The organism is Paenibacillus sp. FSL R7-0272 (genome assembly GCF_037969905.1).
Classification (GTDB): domain Bacteria; phylum Bacillota; class Bacilli; order Paenibacillales; family Paenibacillaceae; genus Paenibacillus; species Paenibacillus polysaccharolyticus.
This window is the reverse complement of the sequence record NZ_CP150221.1, coordinates 5,502,943-5,528,107: the sequence shown is the minus strand read 5'-3', so window position 1 is coordinate 5,528,107 and position 25,165 is coordinate 5,502,943. Positions and strand designations below refer to the sequence as shown.

Below are 25,165 nucleotides of genomic sequence, written 5' to 3'. Positions count from 1 at the left end.
TGAGCAGATGAGGAATCGAAAGAAAAACTATACAGATTGGTTGAGGCGCAAAAGGAAATCGAATGGACAGTCCTACTCCGAAAATACGATCAGCTCATATGTTTCAGCACTAACTACGGCTCCGGCAAGATTAAATGGAGTCTCATTGGAAACAACGAATGTATTCGAGGTACATTCGGTTAGCGAGTATTCTCAGTTACGATTGAGAATGGAGCAGGCTCAAAATTTTAATGAGATCAATGAAAAAGCGGGAAATCGCGCCTTTCAGTACAGTTTGGCGTATTACGAGGAGTTTCTTAGAGAATTCGAGTCCAGAGGAAGTCTGGCATTGGAAACAAAGCCATTGGGAGAACAATACGCTATTTCAGACGCCAGACTGAAGCTGTTAGATAAAAATATCATCCTATACGGTCCTCCAGGGACTGGGAAAACGTATCATACCGTCTTGTACGCTGTGTCCATCATAGAGAATAAACCTTTGGACGATATCCGCGAAGAAGCGGAGACGGCTGGTTACGATCATATCAAATCACGATACGATGCTTATAAGGCTCAAGGACAGATTGCTTTCACAACATTTCATCAATCTTATGGTTATGAAGAATTTATCGAGGGCATTAAACCTCAGATGTTAGCTGATGAGGGGCAAGAAAATTCGGGTGGAGACATTTCCTATGAAATTGCTCCTGGAATTTTCAGACGCTTTTGCGAAGCGGCGCAAAAACCTATCGTTCAGGATCAAAATGATTATGGTATTCGCCAGGACCCGACGATATGGAAAGTTTCGTTAGGTGGATCCGGGGAAAATGCCATCAAAACGGATTGCTTCAACCATGACCGGATTCGAATCAGGTGGGATTCTTATGGGGAAATCTTGAATGAAGTAACGAACTATGAGCACGGCGGACAAGCTGTTCTGAATAATTTCATCGTGGAGATGGCTATCGGAGATTTGGTCCTCGTTCTGCATGATAAGGCGACCATTGACGCAATCGGCGTCGTCACAGGAGACTACGAATGGCTTCAGGACACGCCGCAATTCAAGCGGTCTCGCAAGGTGAGCTGGCTAGCCAAGAATATCCGGGAGAACGTACTGGAGTTAAACGGCAATACCAACCTGACCCTTAGCTCCGTCTACCGTCTTAGTCGAATTACATTGGCAGACGTATTATCCATCTTGGAGAAAAAAGAGAGTGCTCCCATGAAGTCGGCCATTCAGAATAATAAGAAAAACTATGTATTCATTATCGATGAAATCAACCGCGGTAATATTTCCAAAGTTTTTGGTGAGCTGATTACCCTTATTGAGGGTAGCAAGCGTCTTGGTATGGCAGAGGAAACTCGTTTAACGCTGCCTTACTCACAAAAGCTCTTTGGCGTACCTAAAAATGTCTATCTTATAGCCACGATGAATACGGCAGATCGCTCAATAGCCCGGCTGGATACGGCTCTGCGACGGCGGTTTACTTTTGCAGAGATGATGCCTGATCCAGGATGTCTTGCCTCACATACGGTTAGTGGGGAATTCATCAATTTATCACAGATGCTGGAGACGATGAACCGTCGAATCGAAGTATTATATGACCGTGAGCATACGATTGGACATGCTTATTTTATCGAAGTGAACAAGGCTCCGTCTTTGGAGTTGCTGGGTCACTTGTTTCAGCACACGATTATTCCTTTGCTACAGGAATATTTCTACGACGATGTTGAGAAGATTCGGCTTGTTCTTGGAGATAACAATAAACCTGAAGAAGAGCAATTTATTGTTCAGACCGAAGTGAACGTTCAGAGGTTGTTTGGCAATCTGGAAAATGTGAATCTGGAAGATGAGATGGTCTATAGGGTGAATACAGCAGCCTTTGAAAAAGTAGAATCCTATCTGAAAATATACGAATCAGCAAACTTGGATTAAGTGGGGATCACATGAAGAGCTGGCTAATAGAAAGTCGTAAAACTAGAATCAGCGACATTCCACAACAGAAAAAGTTCGTTACTCTGAAAGAGTATGAGGGACTATGCAAACATATTGATGGAAAGGCGCTCGGTTATCAATATCTCAATGAGCATGCCTTTGATCAATTAGAGCGGTTCATACTGGAAAACAAAGGTGGCGAGCAGGGGACGGATGCGCTTGAACTTCTGAGTGTCACGAGCAGGCGAGGGATCGGAAAACTCATTAGCGCAAGAAACTATGTGGGGATCATCACGATGGCGGATGGCACACAGGTCGAGATTTTGCCCAAAGTGTTTGACAAGAATAACGAAAGCTCGGATGAAGAGACGAAGCGCATCTTCCTTCATATGCTAAGTGTGACAGGCGAAATCCCTTATAAGATATTCCGGCAATCGGGTCTCCATACTGAACGGCACACCATATCCGATATTTTTATTCGTATGTTCATCAATGAGGCAAATCGTTTAGTGAAGCACGGATTAAAATCTAATTATGTAGTACACCAGAGCAATGAACAGTTTCTTAAGGGTAAACTGCAATTTGCCGAGCATATCAAACATAATGCAGCACATAAAGAACGTTTTTACATTCAGTATGATCTGTTTAGCGTCAATCGCCCGGAAAATCGCTTGATCAAATCAACCATTGAGCTGCTGTTAAAAATCAGTACGGGCTCGCGTAACAAGAAGGATTTACATATTTTGTTGAATTCCTTTGATCAAGTAGAAAGTTCATTGAATTGGAAGCAGGATTGGTCCAGCGTGACGATGGATCGATCCAATAAGGAGTATCAAACCATTATGGAATGGTGCCGTGTATTCCTGCTTGGTCATAGTTTCACTCCATTTCGGGGGGATGGTGCAGCCTATGCGCTTCTGTTCCCGATGGAAAAGATTTTCGAGCGCTACGTGGCAGTATTACTGCGTAAATCCCTTACACCTGAGGGACTGAAAGTTCGAACGCAGGATCAATCGCAACATTTGTTTCAAAGCCCCTCAAGGTTTAATCTGCGCCCGGACATTGTCGTGGAGGGAAATGGAAAGGTTGTGGTTCTCGATACCAAATGGAAACTGCTGACACTGAGGCCGGATTACGGGATCTCCCAGGCAGATATGTATCAGGCGTACGTTTATGCTAAGAAATATGGAGCAAGGACAGTGTACTTGCTCTATCCTTGGCATCCTGGTCTTTCAATAATTACAAAACCGGTTGTGTATGACAGCGGAGATGGAGTGAACGTAAAAATCGGTTTTATTGATTTGAGTTTGGGGAAGGATTCTGTATACAAAATAATTGAAAGTATGTTAGAAACGATGAAATAGAATGTAAGTTCGAGACAGGGTACTGTCGGAGTACGATGGTAGAGTTATCTTAAGTAGAACTGTTATATATTTTCATTAATTTTAATCCATAATTCTGATAAAATACTGAGGTTAAAGGTAAGAACGAGAAATCGTTATTCCTTTCGAATGGGGAAAAGTGTTATGACAGATACTAAATTAGAATTCATCCGTTCTGAATTGTCTGACATTGCAACGAGAAGACGTAAAATTGCATTTTTAATTCCAGAAATCCAAAGTATTCATTATATATCTAATGAAATAGAAAAAATGAATATACCTATTGTAAATACGAGCTTGTACTTATCAGAACAATTAAAAATAGTTGCTCCTGATCATCGTCCATTTAAAGTTAGTGCACTGTTGAGAAAACTGATTAACGATAAAAATAGAGAAATTGTATGCTTGTATAATATAGAGTACCTATTCGATCCAGAGTTACAAGTAAACCCAGTAAAGTTGCTAGAAGCAAACAGCGGGAATACAGTTCTATTAGTTTTGTGGCCTGGTAAGGCGAAACAAGGTGTACTTTATTATGCAGCCCCAGAACATCCAGAGTATTATAAGAATACTGAATACGGAAATAGCATTCTGTTTTATTAATAGCGGAGGGATATATTAATTATGAAGTATAAAGATTTAATTCAATTCGAACCTATAAAATCTGTCGTCGTTTTGAAGGATGCTGCTGAAGAGCAATTAGCTCAGCAATTAGTTCAAACCTATGTAGTATCGGGCCGTATGGAAGAAGTTATCGATGATATAATTTTTGAACAACTTCAATTTCAACGTCCTATTGACCATAAGGGGATTATGATTGTTGGTAATTATGGTACTGGTAAATCCCATTTAATGAGTGTAATAGCAGCTATTGCTGAAACTATTGGGACATCACAATACATCCATCATGAGAAAATTGCAAAAAGGGCTAAAGAAATTGAAGGAAAATTCAAAGTGTTACGGGTTGAATTTGATGGAATCCAATTGCCACTTGGTGAAGTGCTGTTCCGTGAAATGAGCAATTTTCTTCAAGAAAATAGTGTGGATTATGAAATGCCAAATGTAGCTACATTGGTAAGTAACAAGGACGAAATTAAACGAATGATGGCGGCATTTCATGAGGTATATCCGGATCAAGGATTTTTGTTGGTAATAGATGAATTGCTTGATTATTTGCGAACGCGCAAAGAGCAAGAACTCATTCTTGATCTGGGCTTTTTACGAGCTATGGGGGAAGTTGTACAGTCTACTCGATTTAGATTTATTACAGGCGTGCAGGAGATGCTATTCGAGAATCCCAAGTTTCAGTTCGTAGCCAACGAGCTTCGTAGAGTTAAGGAGCGTACTGAGCAAGCGATCATAGTTCGTGAGGATATCGAATTCGTTGTCTCTCAACGCTTGTTACGAAAGGATGACCGTCAAAAGGCACTAATAAGAGAACACTTGTTAAGATTTGCCCCACTTTATGAGAATCTTGGAGAACAAATCGAGAAGTATACAGCATTATTTCCTATTCACCCCGCGTACTTAACAGCATTTGAGAATGTACGTGTTGTGGAGAAACGTGTAGCCTTAACTACCATTAGTGATGAGATTGAGAAGCTTCTTGATACGGAAGTTCCTTTAAACAGCCCTGGGATGGTCTCTTACGATAACTATTGGATGTATATACAAGATGATCGTACTTTGCGTACGGATCGAGATGTACGTGAAGTATTGGAAAAGTCGGATGTCCTGATGGATCGGATAGAAAATTCCTTTCCTAGAGCAAAGGCGGCATATAAACCAATTGCTAAACGTATCGTGCGGGCGCTTTCCGTATTCAGACTTTCAACGGACGATATTAAAGTTAAGATAGGTGTCACTTCAGCAGAATTAAGGGACCAATTATTTCTGTATTTTGATTTTCCAGATTTGGACTCTGATTTTCTCAACGCAACAATAGATACGATATTGAACGAAATTATGAAATCGGTAAGCTATCAATTTATATCCCTTAATCGAGATAATGGACAGTATTATCTTGATTTGGACAAGGTGACCGACGTTGACTCCCTAATTGAAGAAAAATCAGGGATGCTAGTTGGCAACCAACTCGATCGGTATTACTTTGAAATTCTAGAAAAATTAACTGACGACGGATCTCCAAGTATAGCGTCTGGTTACCGAATTTGGCATCACGAGCTGAATTGGTGGTCAAGAAAGGTAACACGTCCGGGATACATCTTTTTCGGTGCGCCGAATGAACGTTCCACTGCACAACCAGAGAGAGATTTCTACATTTACATGCTCCAGCCATATGATCTCCCTAAATTCAAAGATGAAGCGAAACCGGATGAAGTATTTTTTAAGCTAGATACAAAGGATGAATCATTCCATACTGCACTTCGTCTTTACGCAGGCGCGAGGGAAATGTCCATTACTGCTTCAAGTGCAACGAAAAAGCTGTATGATGATAAAGCCGCGGAGTTTTCAAGAAACTTAATGAACTGGCTTGTTGAGAACATGCCATCCGCTTATAAAATGACCTATAAAGGCGTAACGAAGAAACTCGCTGAATGGAGCCTATCGGCTCCAGCTCAAGCAACAGTTCGGGAAATCATTGATGCAGCGGCGAATGATTGTTTAACTACATGGTTTGAGGAGAAATATACGGATTATCCCACATTTCGACTTAGTAACATTAGTATTACTCGTGAAGCCATGCTAAAGAATTATATTCCAGAGACACTATCAAACATCTCTAATCCAAAAACCAAGACGGCAAGAATTATACTAGAAGGTCTAGTGTTACTGGATGGAGAGAAAATAAATGTGCAGAATTCCGGATATGCCAAATGGGTCTTGAACTTGTTAAATAACAAAGGCCATGGACAGGTACTTAATTCTTCTGAATTAATTGAAGTTCTCCAATCTCAAGGGGATTGGGAAGTCAAGAAGACGATAGAATTTCAATTAGAACCTGAGCTTCTGAGTGTAATATTAGCTGCTTCAGTCTACACTGGCGATATAGTGATTACGATTAATGGGGAAACTTATGATTCTATGAAGTTCAACCGATTAATTGCTTTGAAGGCAGAAGGAATTGCTGAATTTAGCCACATTAAGAAACCAAGTGATCTACCATTAGCAGAGTTGCGAGCATTGTTTGACTTATTTAATATTAGTCATGGACTACTTCTACCAGACTCCCAAACCAATGGGGTTCAGACTCTGCAAACCAAAGTACAGCAACTGTTAACCCAACTGGTTAAATTACAGCACGAGATTAAAGATAAAATTCCTACATGGGAATTGCCGATCCTATCGGATGAGGAATTGCAGGAGTATCAAAGCAAACTCCAAAGTTTGAATCAGTTTCTTCAGAGTCTTCAAGTGTTCGATACACCAGCGAAACTGAAAAATTTCAAAAAAAGCATGGACGAAATTCAAGACCAGCATGAAAAACTCCTGTTAGTGGATAAGATTATTAATTGGCGTGAGCTTGCTTCTGAAATTACTAAGAAAGCGAACTATATCGTAAGCGCTAGTAACCATGTTTCAATTACTGATGGATGGTACGTACAGGCTGAAGGTGCATTGGGAGACTTATACGACGCTATAAAGGCTAATAGCGACTGCGGTGCTGAACTTAAGGTGATAGACCAATTAAAAGCTCAATATATTGACTCTTATTTTGCGCAACACGCAGCATCACGCTTAGGGGCTACGGATGAGAATCGACTTAATCAACTTAAACGTGATGGACGAATCGATACTTTGCAAAAGATTTCTGGAATCCCGATTCTGCCTGCTCAACAATTACAAGAATGGAAGAAAAAGTCCGATGAATTGAGGATTTGCTGGAAGTTACAAAAAAGTGAGTTAGAGCATTCTCCGATTTGTCCACATTGCCGATTCCGTCCAAAGGATGAAAAGTTCTCTCAACAGGTAACAGTGCGACAGTTGGAAATGGACTTGGAAAATTTACTTGATTCTTGGACGAGTACCTTGTTGACTAACTTAAATGATCGCGAACTTCAAGAGAATATTGAATTACTCACGGGAGAGCAAAAGCACTTAATCAAACAGTTTATGGATGATAAATCATTCGGGGTTCCAATTGATGTGCGATTAGTCCAAACCATTAAAGAAGTGCTCGAAGGAATACGGAAGGTTGAATTGCCATTAACCCGGTTGCTAGAGATGGTCGGTAACGGAAGCCCGTTGACTATTGAAGAGCTACGCTTGCGTTTTGAACAATTAGTAAGAGAACAGGTCGGTTCCCAATCGTCTAATCGAGTTCGGATTATGTTAAAGAAGGAGTAACTAAGATATGAGTGATGAATTACAGCAAACACTTTTCCAGATGGGAAATGAAACCCAAACAGATCCAGTGACCTGTTTGGGTTTGACATTTAAAAATGACGAAACGCGTCGTGCATATTTCACAGAGGAATTACGCAAAAAAATACCGGAACTGAGGGGGATTGATGGATTTCCTATAGGGGATGAAGAGGCCATTTTGGATCTATCAGATCCTCCATATTACACTGTTTGCCCGAACCCGTGGGTTAAAGATATTGTTTCAGAATGGGAAAATGAAAAAAGACAAGATAGAGTAGAATATCATAGAGAACCACTTGCTATTGATATTTCTGAAGGGAAAACAGACCCCGTTTATAATGTTCATAGTTACCATACAAAAGTACCCTATAAAGCAATCATGAAATACCTTTTGCATTATACTAAACCAGGTGATGTTGTTTTTGATGGTTTTTCTGGAACTGGAATGACTGGGCTAGCTGCTCAAATGTGCGGAGATAGTGAAGTTGTAAAGAGTTTAAATCTTCAAAAAAACACCAATGTTGAAGTGGGTGAAAGAAAAGCTGTCTTAAGCGATTTATCAACCATAGCTAGTTTTATTACGTATAACTATAATAATTCGTTCAATCGAGATGAATTCACGCGAATTAGTGATGAAATACAAATGCATTTGCGGGCTGAATGTAGCTGGATGTACGAAACTATACACAATTTTAATGAGGAAAAGATAAGAAAGGATACCCCCGATCTTGTAATGGGAAGTATAAACTATGTTATCTGGTCTGATGTTTTTACTTGTATTGATTGCAGTAATGAATTAGTTTTCTGGGATTGTGCGGTTGATCAAGAAAAAGGAGAAATTAAGAAAGAAATTAAGTGTCCTTACTGCCTATCGATCAATCCTAAAACTAAGTATGAACACCTCTGGGAAAAAAAATATGATAAAGAAATAGATACAGTTACGAATAGAGCAGTACAAGTTCCTGTTATTATTAATTATTCATTTGAAAACAAAAATTTTGAAAAAAAACCTGACGAATATGACTTCAGTGTACTCCAAAAGATAGATAACTACGATATAAAGGATTGGGTTCCTACTAATCAATTATCAACAGGGGTTAACACGAACCAACCAATTCGCAGTCATGGGGTTACAAATGTGCATCATTTTTATACAAAAAGGAATTTAATTGCTTTATCAGTGTTAGTTCGTTTATCGAATAAATATAAAAATAGTGCGATAAACTTCTTAGTTTCAAGTATGTTAACCCGAGCAACACAAATGAATAGAATTCATTTGAAATACTATTTTTTTGGTGGTGGAGGTTATAACGCTGGCTATCTGAAGGGCACCTTATATATTTCATCTTTACCTATAGAAACCTCTGTAGTTAAACAATTAGTAGACAGAATTAAAGCTTTTAGCAGGGGAATGATTAATAAAAACAAGTTAAGAAACATAGTTATTAGTACTAATTCCATAACTGAGAATCTTCTTGAGGAAAACTCTATAGATTATATTTTTACTGACCCGCCATTTGGTGCCAATATAATGTATTCAGAACTAAATATTATTTGGGAGTCATGGCTAAAGGTTTTTACAAACAATTCAAATGAAGCAATTATTAATCATGTACAGGAAAAAGGGCTAAAAGAATATCAAACTTTAATGTTACAGAGTTTTAAAACGTACTATAAAGCATTGAAACCTGGGAGATGGATGACCGTTGAATTCAGTAACTCACAAGCAAGTGTTTGGAATGCGATAAGAGAAGCAATTGAGAAGGCTGGTTTTATCATAGCGAATGTTTCTGCATTAGATAAAAAACAAGGAAGCTTCAAAGCAGTTACTACAACTAGTGCTGTCAAGCAAGATCTTGTTATTTCAGCATATAAACCAAAGACTATATTTGTTGATAAAATCGCAAATGAACAAAATACAGAAGAGTCAGCATGGACATTTGTGAATCAATACTTGGAAAATTTACCGGTATATGTAGGGGAGAAGGGGACTGCTGAACTGATCGTTGAGCGAACTCCTCGAATTCTCTTCGATAGAATGGTTGCATATCATGTACAACATGGTTATACAGTACCAATTTCTTCTGCAGATTTTCAAATTGGTGTTGAACAGAGATTTCCAATGCGTGATGGTATGGCATTTTTAGAAATACAAGTTGCTGAATATGATAAGAAACGAACCATAGCTAAAGAATTTGCTCAAATGAGTATATTTGTTTGTGATGAAAATAGTGCTATTGAATGGATTCGTCAGCAACTCATGAAGAAACCACAGACTCGTCAGGACCTTCATCCCATTTATATGAAAGAAATTCAACATATTGCAAAGCATGAAGTATTACCAGAATTAGATGCCTTACTTGAGCAAAACTTCTTACGATACGATAGCGTAGAAGATGTCCCAAGTCAAATTCATACGTATTTAAGTACAGACTATAAAGATCTTCGAAATCTCAAAAAAAACGATCCTGATCTCAAATTAAAAGCAAAGGATCGATGGTATGTTCCAGATCCCAACAAGCAAGCAGATTTAGAAAAATTACGTGAAAAGTCGTTACTTCGAGAATTTGAGGCATATCGAGAAGAATTGGTTGATAATCGAAAAAAGCTTAAACAGTTCCGCACAGAAGCAATCCGTGCTGGATTTAAGAAAGCTTGGGGAGGTAAAGATTACCAGTCCATTGTAACCATTGGTGAGCATCTTCCAGAAAAAGTACTGCAAGAAGATGATAAATTGTTAATGTATTACGATAACGCACAGATCAGACTTGGCCTTTAGTTAAGGAAGTGTATACGATTTGAATAATAATTGGCGTCAAAAGGTGCTTGAACATTTTCAAGCGCCTTTCTACTCTATTACGTTAGTGACTGACCCTGATTCCTTGCTGCAAGATGAGATCATTATTAGTCAATTACAGAAGCTAGGGGTAGAATTCTTAGAATTTCATGATAGGGCTGTATTTAGATTTTGGTACGAAAGTGAATATAGACGGAACACTTGCAATAAGGATATGCTAATACATCCCAAGTCTAATGACACTAGTGATGTCCCCTACGATATATGGGTCAGTAGTAGACAAATTTCAATAAGTAAAAATGAGCTCTTCCCAACGTTATCGGCTCCAATAGTAAAGGAACTCGATTTTAGAACCCTTGATGCACTATCTTTGGTTGATGATATTCCAGTCAGAAGATCAGACAATGATACCATTGACTTCTTATTGAAACGCATTTACAAATTGTCATATGACTCCGTTGATTCTGTTGCAGAAGTTATCTTACTTTGTATAAATCGTCATCAACTTTCCTTTTCCATACCTGAAATTATTGATAAATATCTTATTGAAGTATTGAATCATAAAAACACCGATCCACGATTGAGTCTGTCCGAATTTATTCAGGATCCAGATGTATTGTATTCATTTTTGCAGAAAGAATGGAGGTTTTTCTTAGAAGAGGGCGCTTCGAAAACCCATCCATTTTGGGATACTAAATTACTAGATGCACTTGCTGGTCTATTTCGTATAGGCAAATTATTACCTATATCGATTGAGAAAGATATACTGCCTGATACTTTATTATTTGGAGTAAAGCCGCATGATGAAGAACAGTCCAGAGTCATGTCTATTAAGGAGCACATTAATCAGATCGAAAAAATGCTAGAAATTGAAATTGATCGACGTAGCTGGATCAATCTTATTGGATTATTCAGCACAGCGAAAACAATCATGTTTGCGTTGAAGTCGCCATCGGAAATCAGTAATGAATTAAATTTTCTTGAAGAAGTCATAGAAGTACGATTTGCTAACTGGTTAAAGGACCACTACGGGGCTTTGGCTTCGTTATCAGATCAGCATACACCAGTTATGCTTCATAAAGTAGCTGAATATGTGCACCTCCAAGGAAGCCCCAAAAAGGCTATAATCGTAATGGATGGTTTGAGCTTTGTGCAGTGGGTTCAGATACGTTCTGAGCTACAGTCTTCTTTCGATTTTAAGGAAAATGGTACATTTGCTTGGATTCCTACACTGACTTCAGTGTCTAGGCAGGCCATATTCTCAGGAGAAATTCCAAAGGCATACTACTCAACTATTGGTACAACAGCTAATGAGGAAAAAGAATGGAAGGCTTGTTGGGCTAGATATGGTATTCCGCCGATTCACATCACATATGAAAAATCATTAGGGCAAGGGGAATATGAAAAGGCTAAAATTAGGGCATTATCTAAATCTAGTATTAAAGTTGCTGGACTCGTAGTTGATATTGTTGATAAGTTAACACATAACACAATTCAGGGCCATAGAGGGATGCATGGGCAAATATCTATATGGTTAAAAACCGAGTACTTACAATCATTACTTCAAGATTTATTGGATGCAGGATATGATGTATATATAACCTCTGATCATGGCAACAAAGAAAGCATAGGTATCGGAAGCATTCGTGAAGGCATGTTGGCGGATACTCGAGGAGAGCGTGTTCGGATCTACAATTCAGAGGAGTTACGAGATCGGGCTGCTCAGAAGTACTCGTCGGATAAATGGGAACCCATTGGACTTCCAGATGATTTTTATGTGTTGACGGCTAAAAGTGGAGAAGCTTTTGTTAAAGAAGGTGAAGTTGTTGTAAGCCATGGTGGAACCAGCATTGAGGAGGTTATCGTGCCTTTCGTACGAGTTAAGAAAAGAATGAAGGTGTCAGAATGAAAAAAGCAGTTGGATTCGATCAAAAATTGCAATTACACCAGTTAGACCGTATCGTACAGGAACTCTCAAGATCGGATAGTAGACAGCAGCTATATGATGTTGTTGATCAGAGTTTGATGGCGGATATTGGTGGTTCAAAGGCCAGAATGAATGCTAGAACTATTTTATTTAAAATTTGGGTCTTAGTCGACAATGAAAATGAGGAAATCCGGGATCGAGGATTGAAATTGTTTGTTAACGCCTCAAGAGAGGAACGATTGCTTCTACACTGGGGAATGATACTTCTTGCTTATCCATTCTTCAGGGATGTTGCTGATCAAGTGGGACGTCTTTTTCAGCTTCATGGGGAATTTTCAACTATGCAGTTAAGCCGTAAAATATTCGCGTTGTATGGTGAACGTAGACGCGTAAGTGTAGCATTAAACGCCGTACTTGGAACTTACAAACACTTAGGGATAATTAGTGAGCAGAAAAAAATATATGTGAGTGCTGCAAAGATATCGATTTACAAGTTGGAGTACAAACTATGGCTTATTGAGGTCATGTTAAAATCAGCCGAAAAATCAGCCATAGAATTAAAGCAAATAGCTGTGGAACCTTGTTTGTTCCCATTTAGTCTAGATATAACTGAAAGCGATTTGAGAAATGGTCAGCTACAAATCACGCGGCAAGGTTTAGACATGGTGATGATTGGGTTGAGATAAGGCAGTGAATGAATGATTAAAGTAGGTGAAGTCGTACAAGGAGCTCAGTTTCCAGAGAGTGTTGAAATTAAAAAAATTGAGGCCTTCGATGAATGCTTCTTTTCTATTTCTGCAATAGGACGGGATTCGAATCGATACTATGAGTTGATGTTGGATGAAGCTGACATTGAATCTTTAAAAAGATTAAGTGGCAGATGGAACAGCAGATAGATGCGAGTGATCTCCTGCATTATCTGCGTTGCTATGCATTGTCAGTCAATAGTAAATATTATTCGAAAAGGGCATTGGGCAATAATAATTTAATACCTTTGCGACATCAGATCGAAGCGGTGTATAGTCGCACGCTTCAAATGCCGCAGGTTGCGGATGATCCTGGAGCAGGAAAAACGATTATGTCTGGCATGCTGATTAAAGAGCCTAAAGCACGTGAGAGTGTTCTACAGTGAAAGATTTAATGGGGAACCACGTTTTATTATCGTAACTGAAAGCCAGGATTATCAACCATCGAAGAATACCTTGAAGACTTAACTGATATCGTAGATTTTACGTGTATGTATATCGTTAAGGATAGGACTATACTCAGTGAGAAGAAACTGAGAGAAGTGATTCGCAACTCTTTGGTAAATTAGGAATGAATGTTTGGCTCCGACCATTATATATGGGAAGGGGCTTTTATATTTTTTTTGGGACCGAACATACATTCGAGACAGACATCTGTCACTGAATTCTTATATCTTTATATATAAAGTGATATCGGATGGGGTGAATCAAGATTTGGAAAATGTTAATGATAATTCAATGGACGATACAAGGAATATGCTACTTTTGTTAGTCAGGGGTATTGCTGCTTGGCAAAATAACTATAGCAGAATACCGGACGAGTTATACGAAGGGATGATGAGGTTTATAGCTTTATCAGCCTCACCCCACACTAAGCCTCCTGTAGACATTCACCAGTTAATTCGCTTACTACATAAGCCCTCCAACGAATGGGGTATCCCCAACATCCAGAACTACTACCCAGAGAATGCTCCCCTGCTTGAAGAGTTTATTGGATTAACCGCCGAAGCGGATGAATTTCTTAATATGTACATCTCTCCGCAAGATGCTGAACAACAGTGCATGTTCAATATTCTCAAGTTTTGTCGCCAGAAAGGGACTGAGTTGCAACAAGATTATGTGAAGATTCGGACATTTCTTTCTAATTCGCGAAATGCTGTACTCACGTTTTATGATTTATCTACCTTTGCTGCGGAATTTCGTCATGCCGAATTAACAGAGTTGATCCATCAATGCTATGAGGATGTTACTGAAAGTTTAGTCAATTATAGAATATGCCCGCACTGTGGCTGGACAATGGAATATAAGAAGGATCAATGGCGTTGCAACAAAGAGGATATTTGTCACTGGCTCGCTGACATGGAAAATTTGAAAACCTTTGATTTTGGCAGTAACCGGGTGAAACGACTTCGACCTGGTATTCAGCGATATGTGTTGTTGCCGGGAATCTCTGAAATCCGTATAGCAGAGCGCTTGCTACGTAGGGGGTATGAAGTAGAACTTTACCCGAATCTGGATGAGTATGACTTATCCGTTAGGAAAAATGATCGACTAATTTATCTGGATGTGAAAGATTTCCGAGATCCCAGTACACTCGCGAATTTTTTCAATAGCCAGTCTGCTTCTTATTTGGAGAAGTATCATGAGAAGTGTTATATCGTGGTTCCTAAATATAGAAATGACCGTTATCCAATGTATGTCGATCGTAGTATGAATCGTTTGATAGAACCAGCGAAGGACTTTATTCGCATGATTACGGAAAAGGAATTAAACGTAATGCTTAAGGAGGCTCTATACGGATGAGGCAGAGTTATTGGGATTTATCCGAGGGGATAGTTAAGTTATTTGAGTCGTTTTCGTTAGAGAAGTCAGATATTGCAGTGCTCATCAGTATAGAACTTTTCATAACAGGGTGCCATCAAATTGATAGGAGTTTATCTATTCAAGATGCCTGGTCGATCTTGGTGGGGTATAACGAGCCTGTACTGAAAGTGATGGCGCCCAAAGATACAGTGAGTCGTTTACGGATTTTGTTTCCTGAATTGAGACATAAAAGGACCCTTCACAAGCGATTACGAGCATACAGCACAATTAATGAGCAATATCGTCTATATCACTTGACAGAAGAAGGAAAGGCAACCCGATGTGAGCCTCGTTTCATGAAGGAGCGTATTATCAAATATGAGGAACTATTAGGCCAACCAATTTCACGTCGTTTTAATGCAATGGAATTCCCCAGTGAATCCAATCTCAAGTATTCTAGGAAGATCCGAGGAGGGAAATCCCAAAGTTACTTTTTTAGGATTCCTGGACCTCTTTTGGATTGTGTACCGGTACCTTTACCTGCTTATCGTGAAAAAAAGGCGCTTCAGTTATCTTTACCTTACAATGCTGTTGGCATTGGTCGTGAAATGGATATTAGACTGCACCGTGAATCTTCTATGTGGGAAAGAAGAGCGCAAACTGTCACCTTACAGCCATTAAATAGAAGAGAAGAAAAGTTGAACTACAAAGGCAACGTTCATATTGGTGGGGGACTAGCTTCAGGAAAGTCAACGTTCATGATGTTGGAAACCTATCGTTTAGTCAAGCACGAGAATGCTACAGTCGGTTTTATAGAAGGAAGTGTGCCTCAAGTTCTGAAGCGAGTTCAGGAACTGCACGATCTAGGTATTTATGCTGTTCCAGTGATCGGTAGGTCTTCAAGAAGGCACCATCAACAAAACTACTTACTGGCTAATAGTGAGAAGATTGTAGAGGTGAGTGACTGGGGGAACTCCGAATACAGTTCATTGGAACATTTATCAGATGTGTGTATGATCAAATCATTTGCCAAAGACTATGAGCCTATAGCAGATTATCCTTGTCTACGATTGGAACAAGACTTATCATTGCGAAAATGTCCTTTGGCTGGGATGTGCGGAATATATCGTGACTTAGCAGATCTTAATAAAGCTGAGGTGTGGGTGACCACAACAGCTAGTGTGTTGAAGACACATATTCCTGCTATGCTCGACCCATTAGAGAGGACAATATATGAAGCAATGTATGATTTGTTAGATGTCATTTTTGTGGACGAAGCAGATCAGGTACAACAACAATTCGATGAAGCCTTCCTAACGGAATACAACGTGTTTGGATCACCGGATGATATCTTTGAGAAACTGCGGCGTGAATCCTATGAGTTAACAAGTGGCAACTACGGACAATATGCTGGGGATTCCATTATTAATGAATGGAATGATCGATTGCGAATGTTAGATTTGATGATTTGGCGTATTTATACCAAGTTGGAGAAATCCCAAACTTTACGGCGAAAAATTCGAAACGAGCTAATTCGGGTTGCTGCACTTGCTAGTGAGATTAGTGATAAATTGGCAACGACGGATACAACTCAGAGACAAATTTTCAATATGTTGACGGCATATGCTCTAGACCCATATAAAGACCCCTTACTATCGGAACTTGCTAATCAATTGATAGAAATAGAAGACCATGCAGCTAAAGAAGCCTTATTGAATGAACTCATTCAAAAAGTTGGGGGGCAGATGAAACCTAGAATAAAAAAGGAATTATTGTATGCTCAATTGGAATTCTTTCTTTATTTATCGCGTGCTGAGGAAAGTATTAAATATGTACTAACTGCCTTTCCAATGGTGCAGGCAAAACTCGGACTACGTATCGATTTTTCACCATTGTTCACGATGCAAAAAGATTTTCAGCCTTTTATGAAAGAAGCAATGACTGGTATTACTCTGGGTTATAAATATGACCTTCCTGATGGGGCAACGACGGGAAAGTTTAAATTGATCGAGTATACAGCGGTCGGCAGACTGTTATTACATGAGTGGAATCATCTCTACAGGGATAGTGACAACAAGGAAGGTCCTTCCGTTGTGTTCTTGTCGGGAACAAGTCACGCACCAGGGTCGGCACACTTCGATCTGTTCACTCCGACGAATTGGTTGTTGCAAGCCGATCGCAGAAAATCAAATATTGATATTTTCTATAAACCGGTATTGGATATGAATCGTGGAGATTTCTATTCCATATCTGGAGAGCAAGACCAAGAAAGAAAAAGAGAAGCACTGAACGGTATGGTTAGGCATATTAAGCAAGATATTGAGTACGAGTTGCAGTATTGGCGTACGAAAGGTGCAGCCAGAAAGATTCTCTTAGTTGTTAACTCATATGACGATGTGGAAACAGTAGGGTCCGCATTCCAAAACGATTCACGCTGGACTGAGAGATATAAGCTACTTTCGAGGCAAGGTGATCTGAATGCGGATCAAGTTTCCAGGGTTCTTATTGAGTCCTTTAAGGATGAAACGGCAGAGGTACTAATTGTGCCTATGTTGTCGGTGGGGAGAGGATACAATATATTAGGAGAGGATGGAACTGCTTTATTTGGATCCGTTTTTTTTCTAGTTAGACCATACCCGATCCCTCATGATCTAAATTATCTGGTGCAGATGTTACATACCTCTCTACCAGAGTATCTGAACCGTATTCGAAGCCAAGGTTTGCATTATGACAAGGCTATGAACAACTTACGACATAAGAGTAGCTGGAAATTGGAGCAGATGTACCTGAAGCCAGACTACTGGTCTCTTTTAAGTGATCAAGATCGAATAATCATGGGATGGTACACCTTCGTACCCACATGGCAAATGATTGGAAGGCTGTTACGTGGTGGATTAGATGCTCGTGTATTCTTTTGCGATTCTAAATTTGCTGCTAAACCTGCTGGTAATTCCGAAGGTCTATCTATGCTTGAAGTATGGCAATGTATTATGCGTGATAACCAAGAAGATAGTTTATTTCAAAGTCTATACGGCTCGTTTATAGATGCAATAAATCGACTAGATTTGGGGGGAGAACTTGAATGAAAAGCCTAGAATTATTTGCACTAGAAATTAATGAAGACACTTTTTTTGATGAAACAGTCTATGTCATGTATATGCCTGACAGTTGGCGAAACTATTTTAACACACAAACAACAGCGGGAGGGTATAAGCTTGCCAGTAAAGTAGATTCACTTGGCAAGAAACTGCGAAGTATTTTTCCAAAGATTATTACAGGAAATATTAATTTTAAAGTGCTTCAACAAAATATCCCTTGGATTGTTTCTACAAAAGAAATACCAGAGAAGCACATTAAGCAGTTAACATTAGGATGGTTTGCCTCGTTGCGGAAACAGTCAATTGCAGAACTTCCACCGGAGATTTCTAATGCGGAACTAGCATGGTCTATGAATACATTTGGTGAAATACATCAGAATGTGCAAAAATATGATTGGATTCCCGGCCTAGCAGCAATTAAGTTCTGCCAGACCCCCAGAGTCGTTGAACTGGCATCTGGATTAAAAGAGGAATTGCATTTCCATCACACATTCTTTAATGGAAAACATGAATGCGTGACTACACCAATTATTAAATCATCCTACTATGATCCATTTTCGTACGTAATTCAAGTTAGTCTACAATATCGTGGTGGGAAATCCGATCAGTTACTTTTGGTGTTGAAGATCGGTAGAAGACGATATTTGAAAAAACCTCAGATTGATGCAAAAAAGAACGAATGTTACTTGAAAAATAATCACGCTTGTTCTGTATTAATCTCAGTAGAAGACCCATATTCAATACATTCAAGCCGCTCCTTTTCTCAATTTCAATTCGAACGAAAAAAGAAATTGGATGACAACAAAGGAGGTAACAAGTTTACCTCATGGATATCGGATATAGATCGTATCTATTGGGACGTCATTCATGGCCAAGTTTTTGAACCGGATTTGATTCTGCTAGACCCCAAACGTTATTTGCAAGGTTCTGAACAGATAACAGCTTGGGTAATTAATCATAATTCGTTTAACGGGAAAGGAAATTCGGTAAAACCAGGTTTGGGACTTTCAGAAAAAAGCGGTTTATTTAACTGTTTTGCAGATTCCTTGTCAAAGCTTCAAATTATTCCGTTACCTCACGTATCCGAAATAGAACGATTAGGTTCTAAAATGAACGATCAGCGCCTCCCGGCAATCGTGCATGAACAAGAGAAGCTTGTTATTGAGTTCTATGGGAGCAAGGAAATGTTCAATAGGATGGAAGAGCTATATCTATCACAACAACAATCATTAGGCAAGCACGCCAAATCACCTGAGGCCATATTTAATCAACACATTTCAAGTAATACGTATCTATTAAATAGCAATAACAATCTGGTTATTGAGTTCGAGCATTATACTGCCGATGAGATTGTTACTGAACTTGAGATCGACAGATATACCAAAGAAATGGCATATAATAAGCGAGTGAATCAAATTTTGAAAAGAATAGGTAGTAAGCATTATGGTTCGAAAGTGCGAACATTAGCTTTAGTGGAAATCAATGATAAAGAGGAATTCCGAGAGGGAGCCGATCCAAAATTTGCTGTTCGAGAAGCACTACGAAAAGGTGGCAGATTGACGCAGTTTATTCATCCGTTGACTGACGAGAAAAAGATGGATGATTCACGTATGATAAGTTCAATCTTGGATTTACTCAATGATGCGGGAATATTAAGTAATAATGCAACCCGGCTTCCTATGGAAAAATGTGTCTTATCTTTTGATTTATTAAAATTGAATAATAAGTACTTTCCTGTGGCCTCTAGAATGTCAGGTACCGAAGTTTGTATAAAGATGCTGGGGGTAGAATCGTGGACTTGGCTAGGCGATGCTCCATTCTATGTTGACCATATTAAAGCATTAGATAAACCGAAAAACAGTAATAGCACTAGTGCGATATTCTATCAATTCATGATATCTATACTTGAGGAAGAGTTAAGGCACTGGTCTGGTGATATTGTTGTGTTGTTAAACGCTTCTCTGAGAAATGGCTGGCTACCTTCAATCACCAACAGCAGAATTAATTACGATGAAATTCCCTTTTTGGATGAGCGATTACAAAACGAAACTCGCCTAAAATTTGTTCGGATCAATACCAATGAGGATGTGCCGCAGTATCGGATCATTAATACAATGAGAAAAGAAGCATTTAATAAGGAGTCTGGAATTTTCAAAGACGTACTAGGTATTTACTATGGGATCGGTGGAAGACCTACGGCATGGTCTGGGGTGAAAAATAAAGATATCAAGTTTAATGCACCTTCTAAAATGCTTTTGCAGCAGACCGCAGTTGAGTATATACCACTTGGTCCATTCAGTGATGATGAGAGAGATCAATTAGCTATTTTGGTCGATCAGTTAAGAAGAGTTGGTCTAACTTATGATAAGCATACGAAGTTGCCTTATACTCTTAGAATTATAGAAATTCTCAAGAAATACATGCATCATGATGAATGGAAATTCGCCGCATCGTTAGATGAAGAGATTGAAGTTGAGGCTGAAGACGGAGTTCTGGTTCCCAAAGAGCTTGTTAATTTGGAGTAGTATTGAGCTAGCCTCGCAATAAGCGAGGCTTATTTGAATATAACTATTTCAAATTCAGAACGTACGTTCGAGACAAGTAGCTGTCGCGTAGACAAGGTAGCATATTAATATGAGGAGATAGTGGTAGTCAAATTTGCCCATTCTTCTGATATAATAGACCTATAAATGCTATAGGAGGAAAATTAATGTACGACAATACGATGAATGCCATAGTTCAAGAAGTGATCCGACTTCTAAACCAGCAGAGAAATCTGTTGAAAAGTATGTTAGAACAGGAAGAATTGTTGAAGGATGAACAGAGCCAAGAACGTTCTGTGGATGTGGCGCTGGCAGAACAATGGATAGAGACGCTTGAAGATGAAATAACCAAAGTAGACGGGCTGGAAATGACGCTGGCTGTAGTAGGCACGATGAAAGCCGGCAAATCAACCACAATCAATGCGATTGTTGGACAAGAAGTGCTACCGAATAGAAATCGTCCAATGACAACCCTCCCCACCATTATCCGCCACAAAGTTGGTCAGACTACTCCGACCATTATGCTGCCTAAACTAGAGCCGTTTAATCGTGCCCTTAGTGCTTTGCGAGCAGCAATGGAGCGTTTACCCGAAGATGAAATAAATCAGCTTTCGTTTGCATCTACGGAAGATGGCAAGAGCTTGATTCAAGAAATTTTGTCAGGAGATTTAAAGGAACTGGAAGCTAATTATTCGGGCGCAGAAGGAATTTATTTATTCTTGAAGGTTCTTAATGATATTTCCCGTCTGTGTAATGAAGAGATATTAAATGTAACCTCTCCGATACTAGAGTATTCATCCATTACAGAATTCCCGGTCATCGAAGTGGAATTTCACCACCTGAAGGGCAAGGAACAGCAATTGCAAGGCAGTCTCGCTTTAATTGATACTCCGGGACCTAATGAGGCAGGGCAAGGGCATTTGAAAAAAATTCTCCAAGAACAACTGCAGAAGGCTTCGGCGGTACTGTCTGTTCTGGATTATACTCAATTGAATTCTGAAGCTGATGCAGCAGTCAGACAAGAAATTGATTACATATCTAGCTTTTCCAAAGATCGATTGTATGTGCTGGTCAATAAATTCGATCAAAAGGATCGCAACTCCATGGATGCTTCTGAAGTGCAACAGTATGTAGGCAAAGAATTGTTTGAAGAAGAAATTCCTTCTGGTCGGATTTTCCCTGTTTCAAGCCAATTCGGCTATTTGGCAAACTATGCACTACATGAACTTGATTCAACCGGGAATTTGCCGACTCCGGAAGAAGCCAAGTGGGTAGAGGATTTTGGACAGCGTGCTCTTGGAGTTGATTGGGAGGAAGATATTGAGGATGCCGACTTGGCAAGAAGGGGGGCACAAAAGTTATGGAAAAAAAGTAATTTTTCCGAGCCTCTGGAACAGGTGATTTCGGAGTCATACAGTAAGGCAGCATTCGTTTCCCTTTCATCCGCGGTGGACAAAATGCTTCATTATGACAATGAGGTGATCGATTACCTGAAAATACGCAGCGGCAGCATTACGATTGACATAAACGAACTGAAGAAGCTGATCTTAGAGCTTGAGCAGGATATTGAACGAATCGCTCAGGCAAGTCGGAGAGCTGACGATCTGTCTTCAAAAACGTTGGGAAAACTAACATCCATGACAGATGATCTTTTTAGTGATGGTGAACGAACGATAAAACACGTTATTGAACAATTATTTGATCATGGGAAGCGTTTAGAAGATGCACGCAACCAAGCTGAGACAGAAGGGAGACGCAAAAGGAGTGTGTTCGATACGTTCAAGTCTTTTCTCAATGTGCCTAGAAAAGATTTCATTATCTTAGAAACAAACGGGCCCAACGTTTTTTCCAGCAAAGAAGAAGCAGAATACTTTATTGCGAAAATCAATAAAGTACTCGAAAAGGATATCAGCGTCATTTCAATGGAGATTCAGTCTCGTGTAACCCAAATTATCCACATCTTAGAAAGTGACATAAATAAGGAAGTACAAATGAATGTTTCTAACATTCTGGAGCATGCCGCAGATATTTTAAATGAGTTCTTTGATTTGAATCTATCTTTTGAAAGTCATAAAATAAAGCCGATAAAAGTAGATTTTGACCAGCTTGGTAATAAATTTATGGAAGAAAAGACAGTGGAAAAAACCAGAATTAGTTATGAAAGAAAATGGTATACGTTGTGGTTAAAAGAGCATGCAGTCTCTTACAAAGTCAGCGAGCAAGAATATCACGTGGATACTAAAGAAATAGGCAAGCAGGCTGTAAAAGAGTTGAAAAAAGCACATCAGCAGCTTCACAATGATTTAAATTCGTACGTAACCAAAGAATTAGGCGACAACGTAAAATTGTACTTTGATGGACTTAAGCAGTATCTAGACAAATACCGTGGGAATATCTTAGATGGCCTTTCTGACAAGCAAGCAGGTGAGGAAGTGTTGGGAAAGTTATTAGTAGCTATGGAACAGTATCTTTCAGTAGCTGAGAATCACATTGAAGATGTTACTCCCGTGCATTTGGAATTGAAGCAGATAAATAATCCTGCCAGGGAGGTTGTACAAGCATGACGACTGTCACGGATAACGATCAACGGGAATTGGAAGACCTTCTTGAGAAAATTCCGGTGCTTCAAGATAAACATATCGTCGACTTAGTGAATGGCCTGGAAGTGGTCAAAGATCATATACGTGTAAGAGAGAGATCCAACAATAGTTTCTTTCAAAGGATGGTTGACGCGTTCTCTGGAAAATCGGCATTACGGCAAAAACAGATCGATCAGAACTTGTCGACAGGTTTTGAATCCGCAGTGGTTTGGCTTGAGCATCTTCAAGCTCAGCAGATCCGCAGTGACCGCGCGCTTGCTCATGTGACTTATAAACTTACTGAAACCAGGGCGGGAGTGCAAAAATTGGCTTTACGCCACCTGGAACTCGAGAATGAGGTTAACCTCCTCTGCGAAAGAATGGGCGAATTGGAAGAGAGATTTCTGTGGCAAATGAAAGAGGCCAATCTGCGATTGGATTCTATCGATATGAGACAAAGCGCTATGGCGCAAATGCATAAGGAGTTTGATCGATGGGAGAGCGGTAGCTATGCAGGATTTTCTCCTCTCGCTCAACTCACGATCGTGCTGGAAAGCCTTAGTTGGGGTGCCTTTGGAAAATATGACGTGCAGAACTCCGAATTTAGGGAACAATTATTCGATAAATGCATTATTACGCTAAAGCGGCTTGAAGGGGTTCCCCCAAGATTGATTCCAACGAAAGAATGGCTATCGGCTATGAGCAAAGATCGGGCAATAGCTAAAGAATCACTGATTTATATGCTTAGTTCGAGCGAGAATAATCATAGAAAAGTTGCTCTCAATACAGCAATAAAAGATACACTTGAACTTCAACCGAATGCGCATACAGGAAAGGATATTGAGGCGATTATACAACGTTGGGATCTGCCTTATGTTTTTAATGGAAGGACACTAAGCAAGAGGTTATACAAGGAATCTTGTGTAAGGCTGGAGAGTGAGGGGCTTTATGTCTCGGGTTTTTAAACGGTTTGGGTTAGTTTTCTCAGGCGGCGGAGCCAGAGGGGCGTACGAGGTTGGGGTAGCAAAATACCTTGCAGAGCATAATTATGAGCCTAGTGCATACTCAGGTGCCAGCATCGGCGCTCTCAATGCTGTTCTGCTGGGCACCGCACCAACGTTTCAGGAGGGGATCTCCCGATTGGAACAGATATGGAGATCGATACAGCAAGAGGAGATCGTCAAGTTGGACCCCGGAGCTTTTGGTTTGGTCATGCTTCACGCGCTAGGAGCAAGGGTACTGCATTCCCATCCGCAGTTGGCTGTTTTGAGTTCGTTGTACCAGCTGGCAAAGGATAACATTAAATTCCTGGGCAATGTCTCAGATGTCAGCAAGAAGATTCATAACAATCCAATGTATGCTTCTTTGCAAAAGGGGTTGTTTGATGACGGATTTTTGAGAAAATTATTAAACGATGAGTTGGTGCTCGATAAAATGACTTATCGCGTTCCTATTTGGATATCTGCATACCGCAGTAGAGGGACTATTAACGATATACTTGCTTATCTGTTATCATCATCAGGAATTAAGGATAATCCGGAATCGGATTATTTTGAGTTTGCAAAGATTCCTATCGAGGAGAGATTACAAGTTATTCTTGCTAGTGCGGCCATTCCGGTTGTATACGGCAGCCACATTGTGAAAGGAGAGCACTATGTAGACGGCGGAGTTGGAGGGCAGCGCACAGCCAGAGGAAATACCCCCTTGGCCCCGTTAGTGCAAAATGGATTCAAGAAGTGTTTCGTTGTAAATCTATCGGATGGATCGATGTTTAACCGTCATGAATTTCCGGATGCTAATGTCATTGAGATCAGGCCTAAGAAATCTCTCCACCCGAAGGGAATCGCATCCAGCCTTCTTGATTTTAGAGAAGAACGTATTGAAGAATTAATGGTATTAGGATATGAAGATGCAAAAAGATGCATTTCCAACTCCGTTGCAGCAATGGAACTGGTAGGTGAAAGCCGTGGAAGTGAGGAAATGCGGGAAGAGGCGATCAAGGTTCTGGATCGTGACGGTTTTGATGACATAATTGGAAGATTATAACCA

At 39.7% G+C, this 25,165-nt stretch carries 15 protein-coding genes; all 15 read left to right on the top strand.

The features are described 5' to 3' along the window. Positions 1 to 7 precede the first annotated feature (7 nt). The 15 genes from MKY23_RS24435 (at position 8) to MKY23_RS24365 (ending at position 25,162) form a co-directional block, all read left to right on the top strand. A complete protein-coding gene (locus MKY23_RS24435) occupies positions 8 to 1,915 on the top strand; it encodes an AAA family ATPase (RefSeq protein WP_339832843.1) in 1,908 nt (635 codons plus the stop codon). A gap of 11 nt (positions 1,916 to 1,926) precedes the next feature. After that, positions 1,927 to 3,279, top strand: coding sequence for an McrC family protein (locus tag MKY23_RS24430; RefSeq protein WP_339832841.1), 1,353 nt, complete (start codon positions 1,927 to 1,929; stop codon positions 3,277 to 3,279). Between the two features lie 162 nt (positions 3,280 to 3,441). Continuing rightward, on the top strand, positions 3,442 to 3,900 hold the full coding sequence (brxF, locus tag MKY23_RS24425; RefSeq protein WP_339832839.1) for a BREX-3 system P-loop-containing protein BrxF: 459 nt from the start codon (positions 3,442 to 3,444) through the stop codon (positions 3,898 to 3,900). Positions 3,901 to 3,921: 21 nt separating this feature from the next. After that, positions 3,922 to 7,605 (top strand): DUF6079 family protein, encoded by a 3,684-nt coding sequence (locus tag MKY23_RS24420; protein WP_339832837.1) that lies wholly within the window; start codon positions 3,922 to 3,924, stop codon positions 7,603 to 7,605. A gap of 7 nt (positions 7,606 to 7,612) precedes the next feature. Beyond that, on the top strand, positions 7,613 to 10,402 hold the full coding sequence (locus MKY23_RS24415; protein WP_339832835.1) for a DNA methyltransferase: 2,790 nt from the start codon (positions 7,613 to 7,615) through the stop codon (positions 10,400 to 10,402). Positions 10,403 to 10,421: 19 nt separating this feature from the next. Further along, positions 10,422 to 12,329, top strand: a complete 1,908-nt coding sequence (pglZ, locus tag MKY23_RS24410; protein ID WP_339832833.1) for a BREX-3 system phosphatase PglZ — start codon at positions 10,422 to 10,424, stop codon at positions 12,327 to 12,329. Continuing rightward, complete coding sequence (locus MKY23_RS24405; RefSeq protein WP_339832831.1) at positions 12,326 to 13,033, top strand: hypothetical protein; 708 nt, start codon at positions 12,326 to 12,328, stop codon at positions 13,031 to 13,033. Before pglZ ends, MKY23_RS24405 begins: the two co-directional genes overlap by 4 nt. Before the next feature lie 12 nt (positions 13,034 to 13,045). Next, complete coding sequence (locus tag MKY23_RS24400) at positions 13,046 to 13,243, top strand: hypothetical protein (RefSeq protein ID WP_339832829.1); 198 nt, start codon at positions 13,046 to 13,048, stop codon at positions 13,241 to 13,243. Then, positions 13,228 to 13,479 (top strand): hypothetical protein, encoded by a 252-nt coding sequence (locus MKY23_RS24395; RefSeq protein ID WP_339832827.1) that lies wholly within the window; start codon positions 13,228 to 13,230, stop codon positions 13,477 to 13,479. Before MKY23_RS24400 ends, MKY23_RS24395 begins: the two co-directional genes overlap by 16 nt. Before the next feature lie 316 nt (positions 13,480 to 13,795). Next, on the top strand, positions 13,796 to 14,896 hold the full coding sequence (locus MKY23_RS24390; protein WP_339832825.1) for a hypothetical protein: 1,101 nt from the start codon (positions 13,796 to 13,798) through the stop codon (positions 14,894 to 14,896). Next, positions 14,893 to 17,982, top strand: a complete 3,090-nt coding sequence (locus MKY23_RS24385; RefSeq protein WP_339832823.1) for a hypothetical protein — start codon at positions 14,893 to 14,895, stop codon at positions 17,980 to 17,982. The genes MKY23_RS24390 and MKY23_RS24385 overlap by 4 nt, the downstream gene beginning before the upstream one ends. Further along, the gene (locus MKY23_RS24380; protein WP_339832821.1) at positions 17,979 to 20,519 is read left to right on the top strand and encodes a DUF3962 domain-containing protein; all 2,541 of its coding nucleotides are present in this window, start codon (positions 17,979 to 17,981) and stop codon (positions 20,517 to 20,519) included. The genes MKY23_RS24385 and MKY23_RS24380 overlap by 4 nt, the downstream gene beginning before the upstream one ends. A 185-nt stretch (positions 20,520 to 20,704) precedes the next feature. Then, complete coding sequence (locus MKY23_RS24375) at positions 20,705 to 23,101, top strand: dynamin family protein (protein WP_339832819.1); 2,397 nt, start codon at positions 20,705 to 20,707, stop codon at positions 23,099 to 23,101. Then, the gene (locus MKY23_RS24370; protein WP_339832817.1) at positions 23,098 to 24,081 is read left to right on the top strand and encodes a diguanylate cyclase regulator RdcB family protein; all 984 of its coding nucleotides are present in this window, start codon (positions 23,098 to 23,100) and stop codon (positions 24,079 to 24,081) included. Before MKY23_RS24375 ends, MKY23_RS24370 begins: the two co-directional genes overlap by 4 nt. Beyond that, positions 24,065 to 25,162, top strand: a complete 1,098-nt coding sequence (locus MKY23_RS24365; protein WP_339832815.1) for a patatin-like phospholipase family protein — start codon at positions 24,065 to 24,067, stop codon at positions 25,160 to 25,162. Before MKY23_RS24370 ends, MKY23_RS24365 begins: the two co-directional genes overlap by 17 nt. Positions 25,163 to 25,165 lie beyond the last annotated feature (3 nt).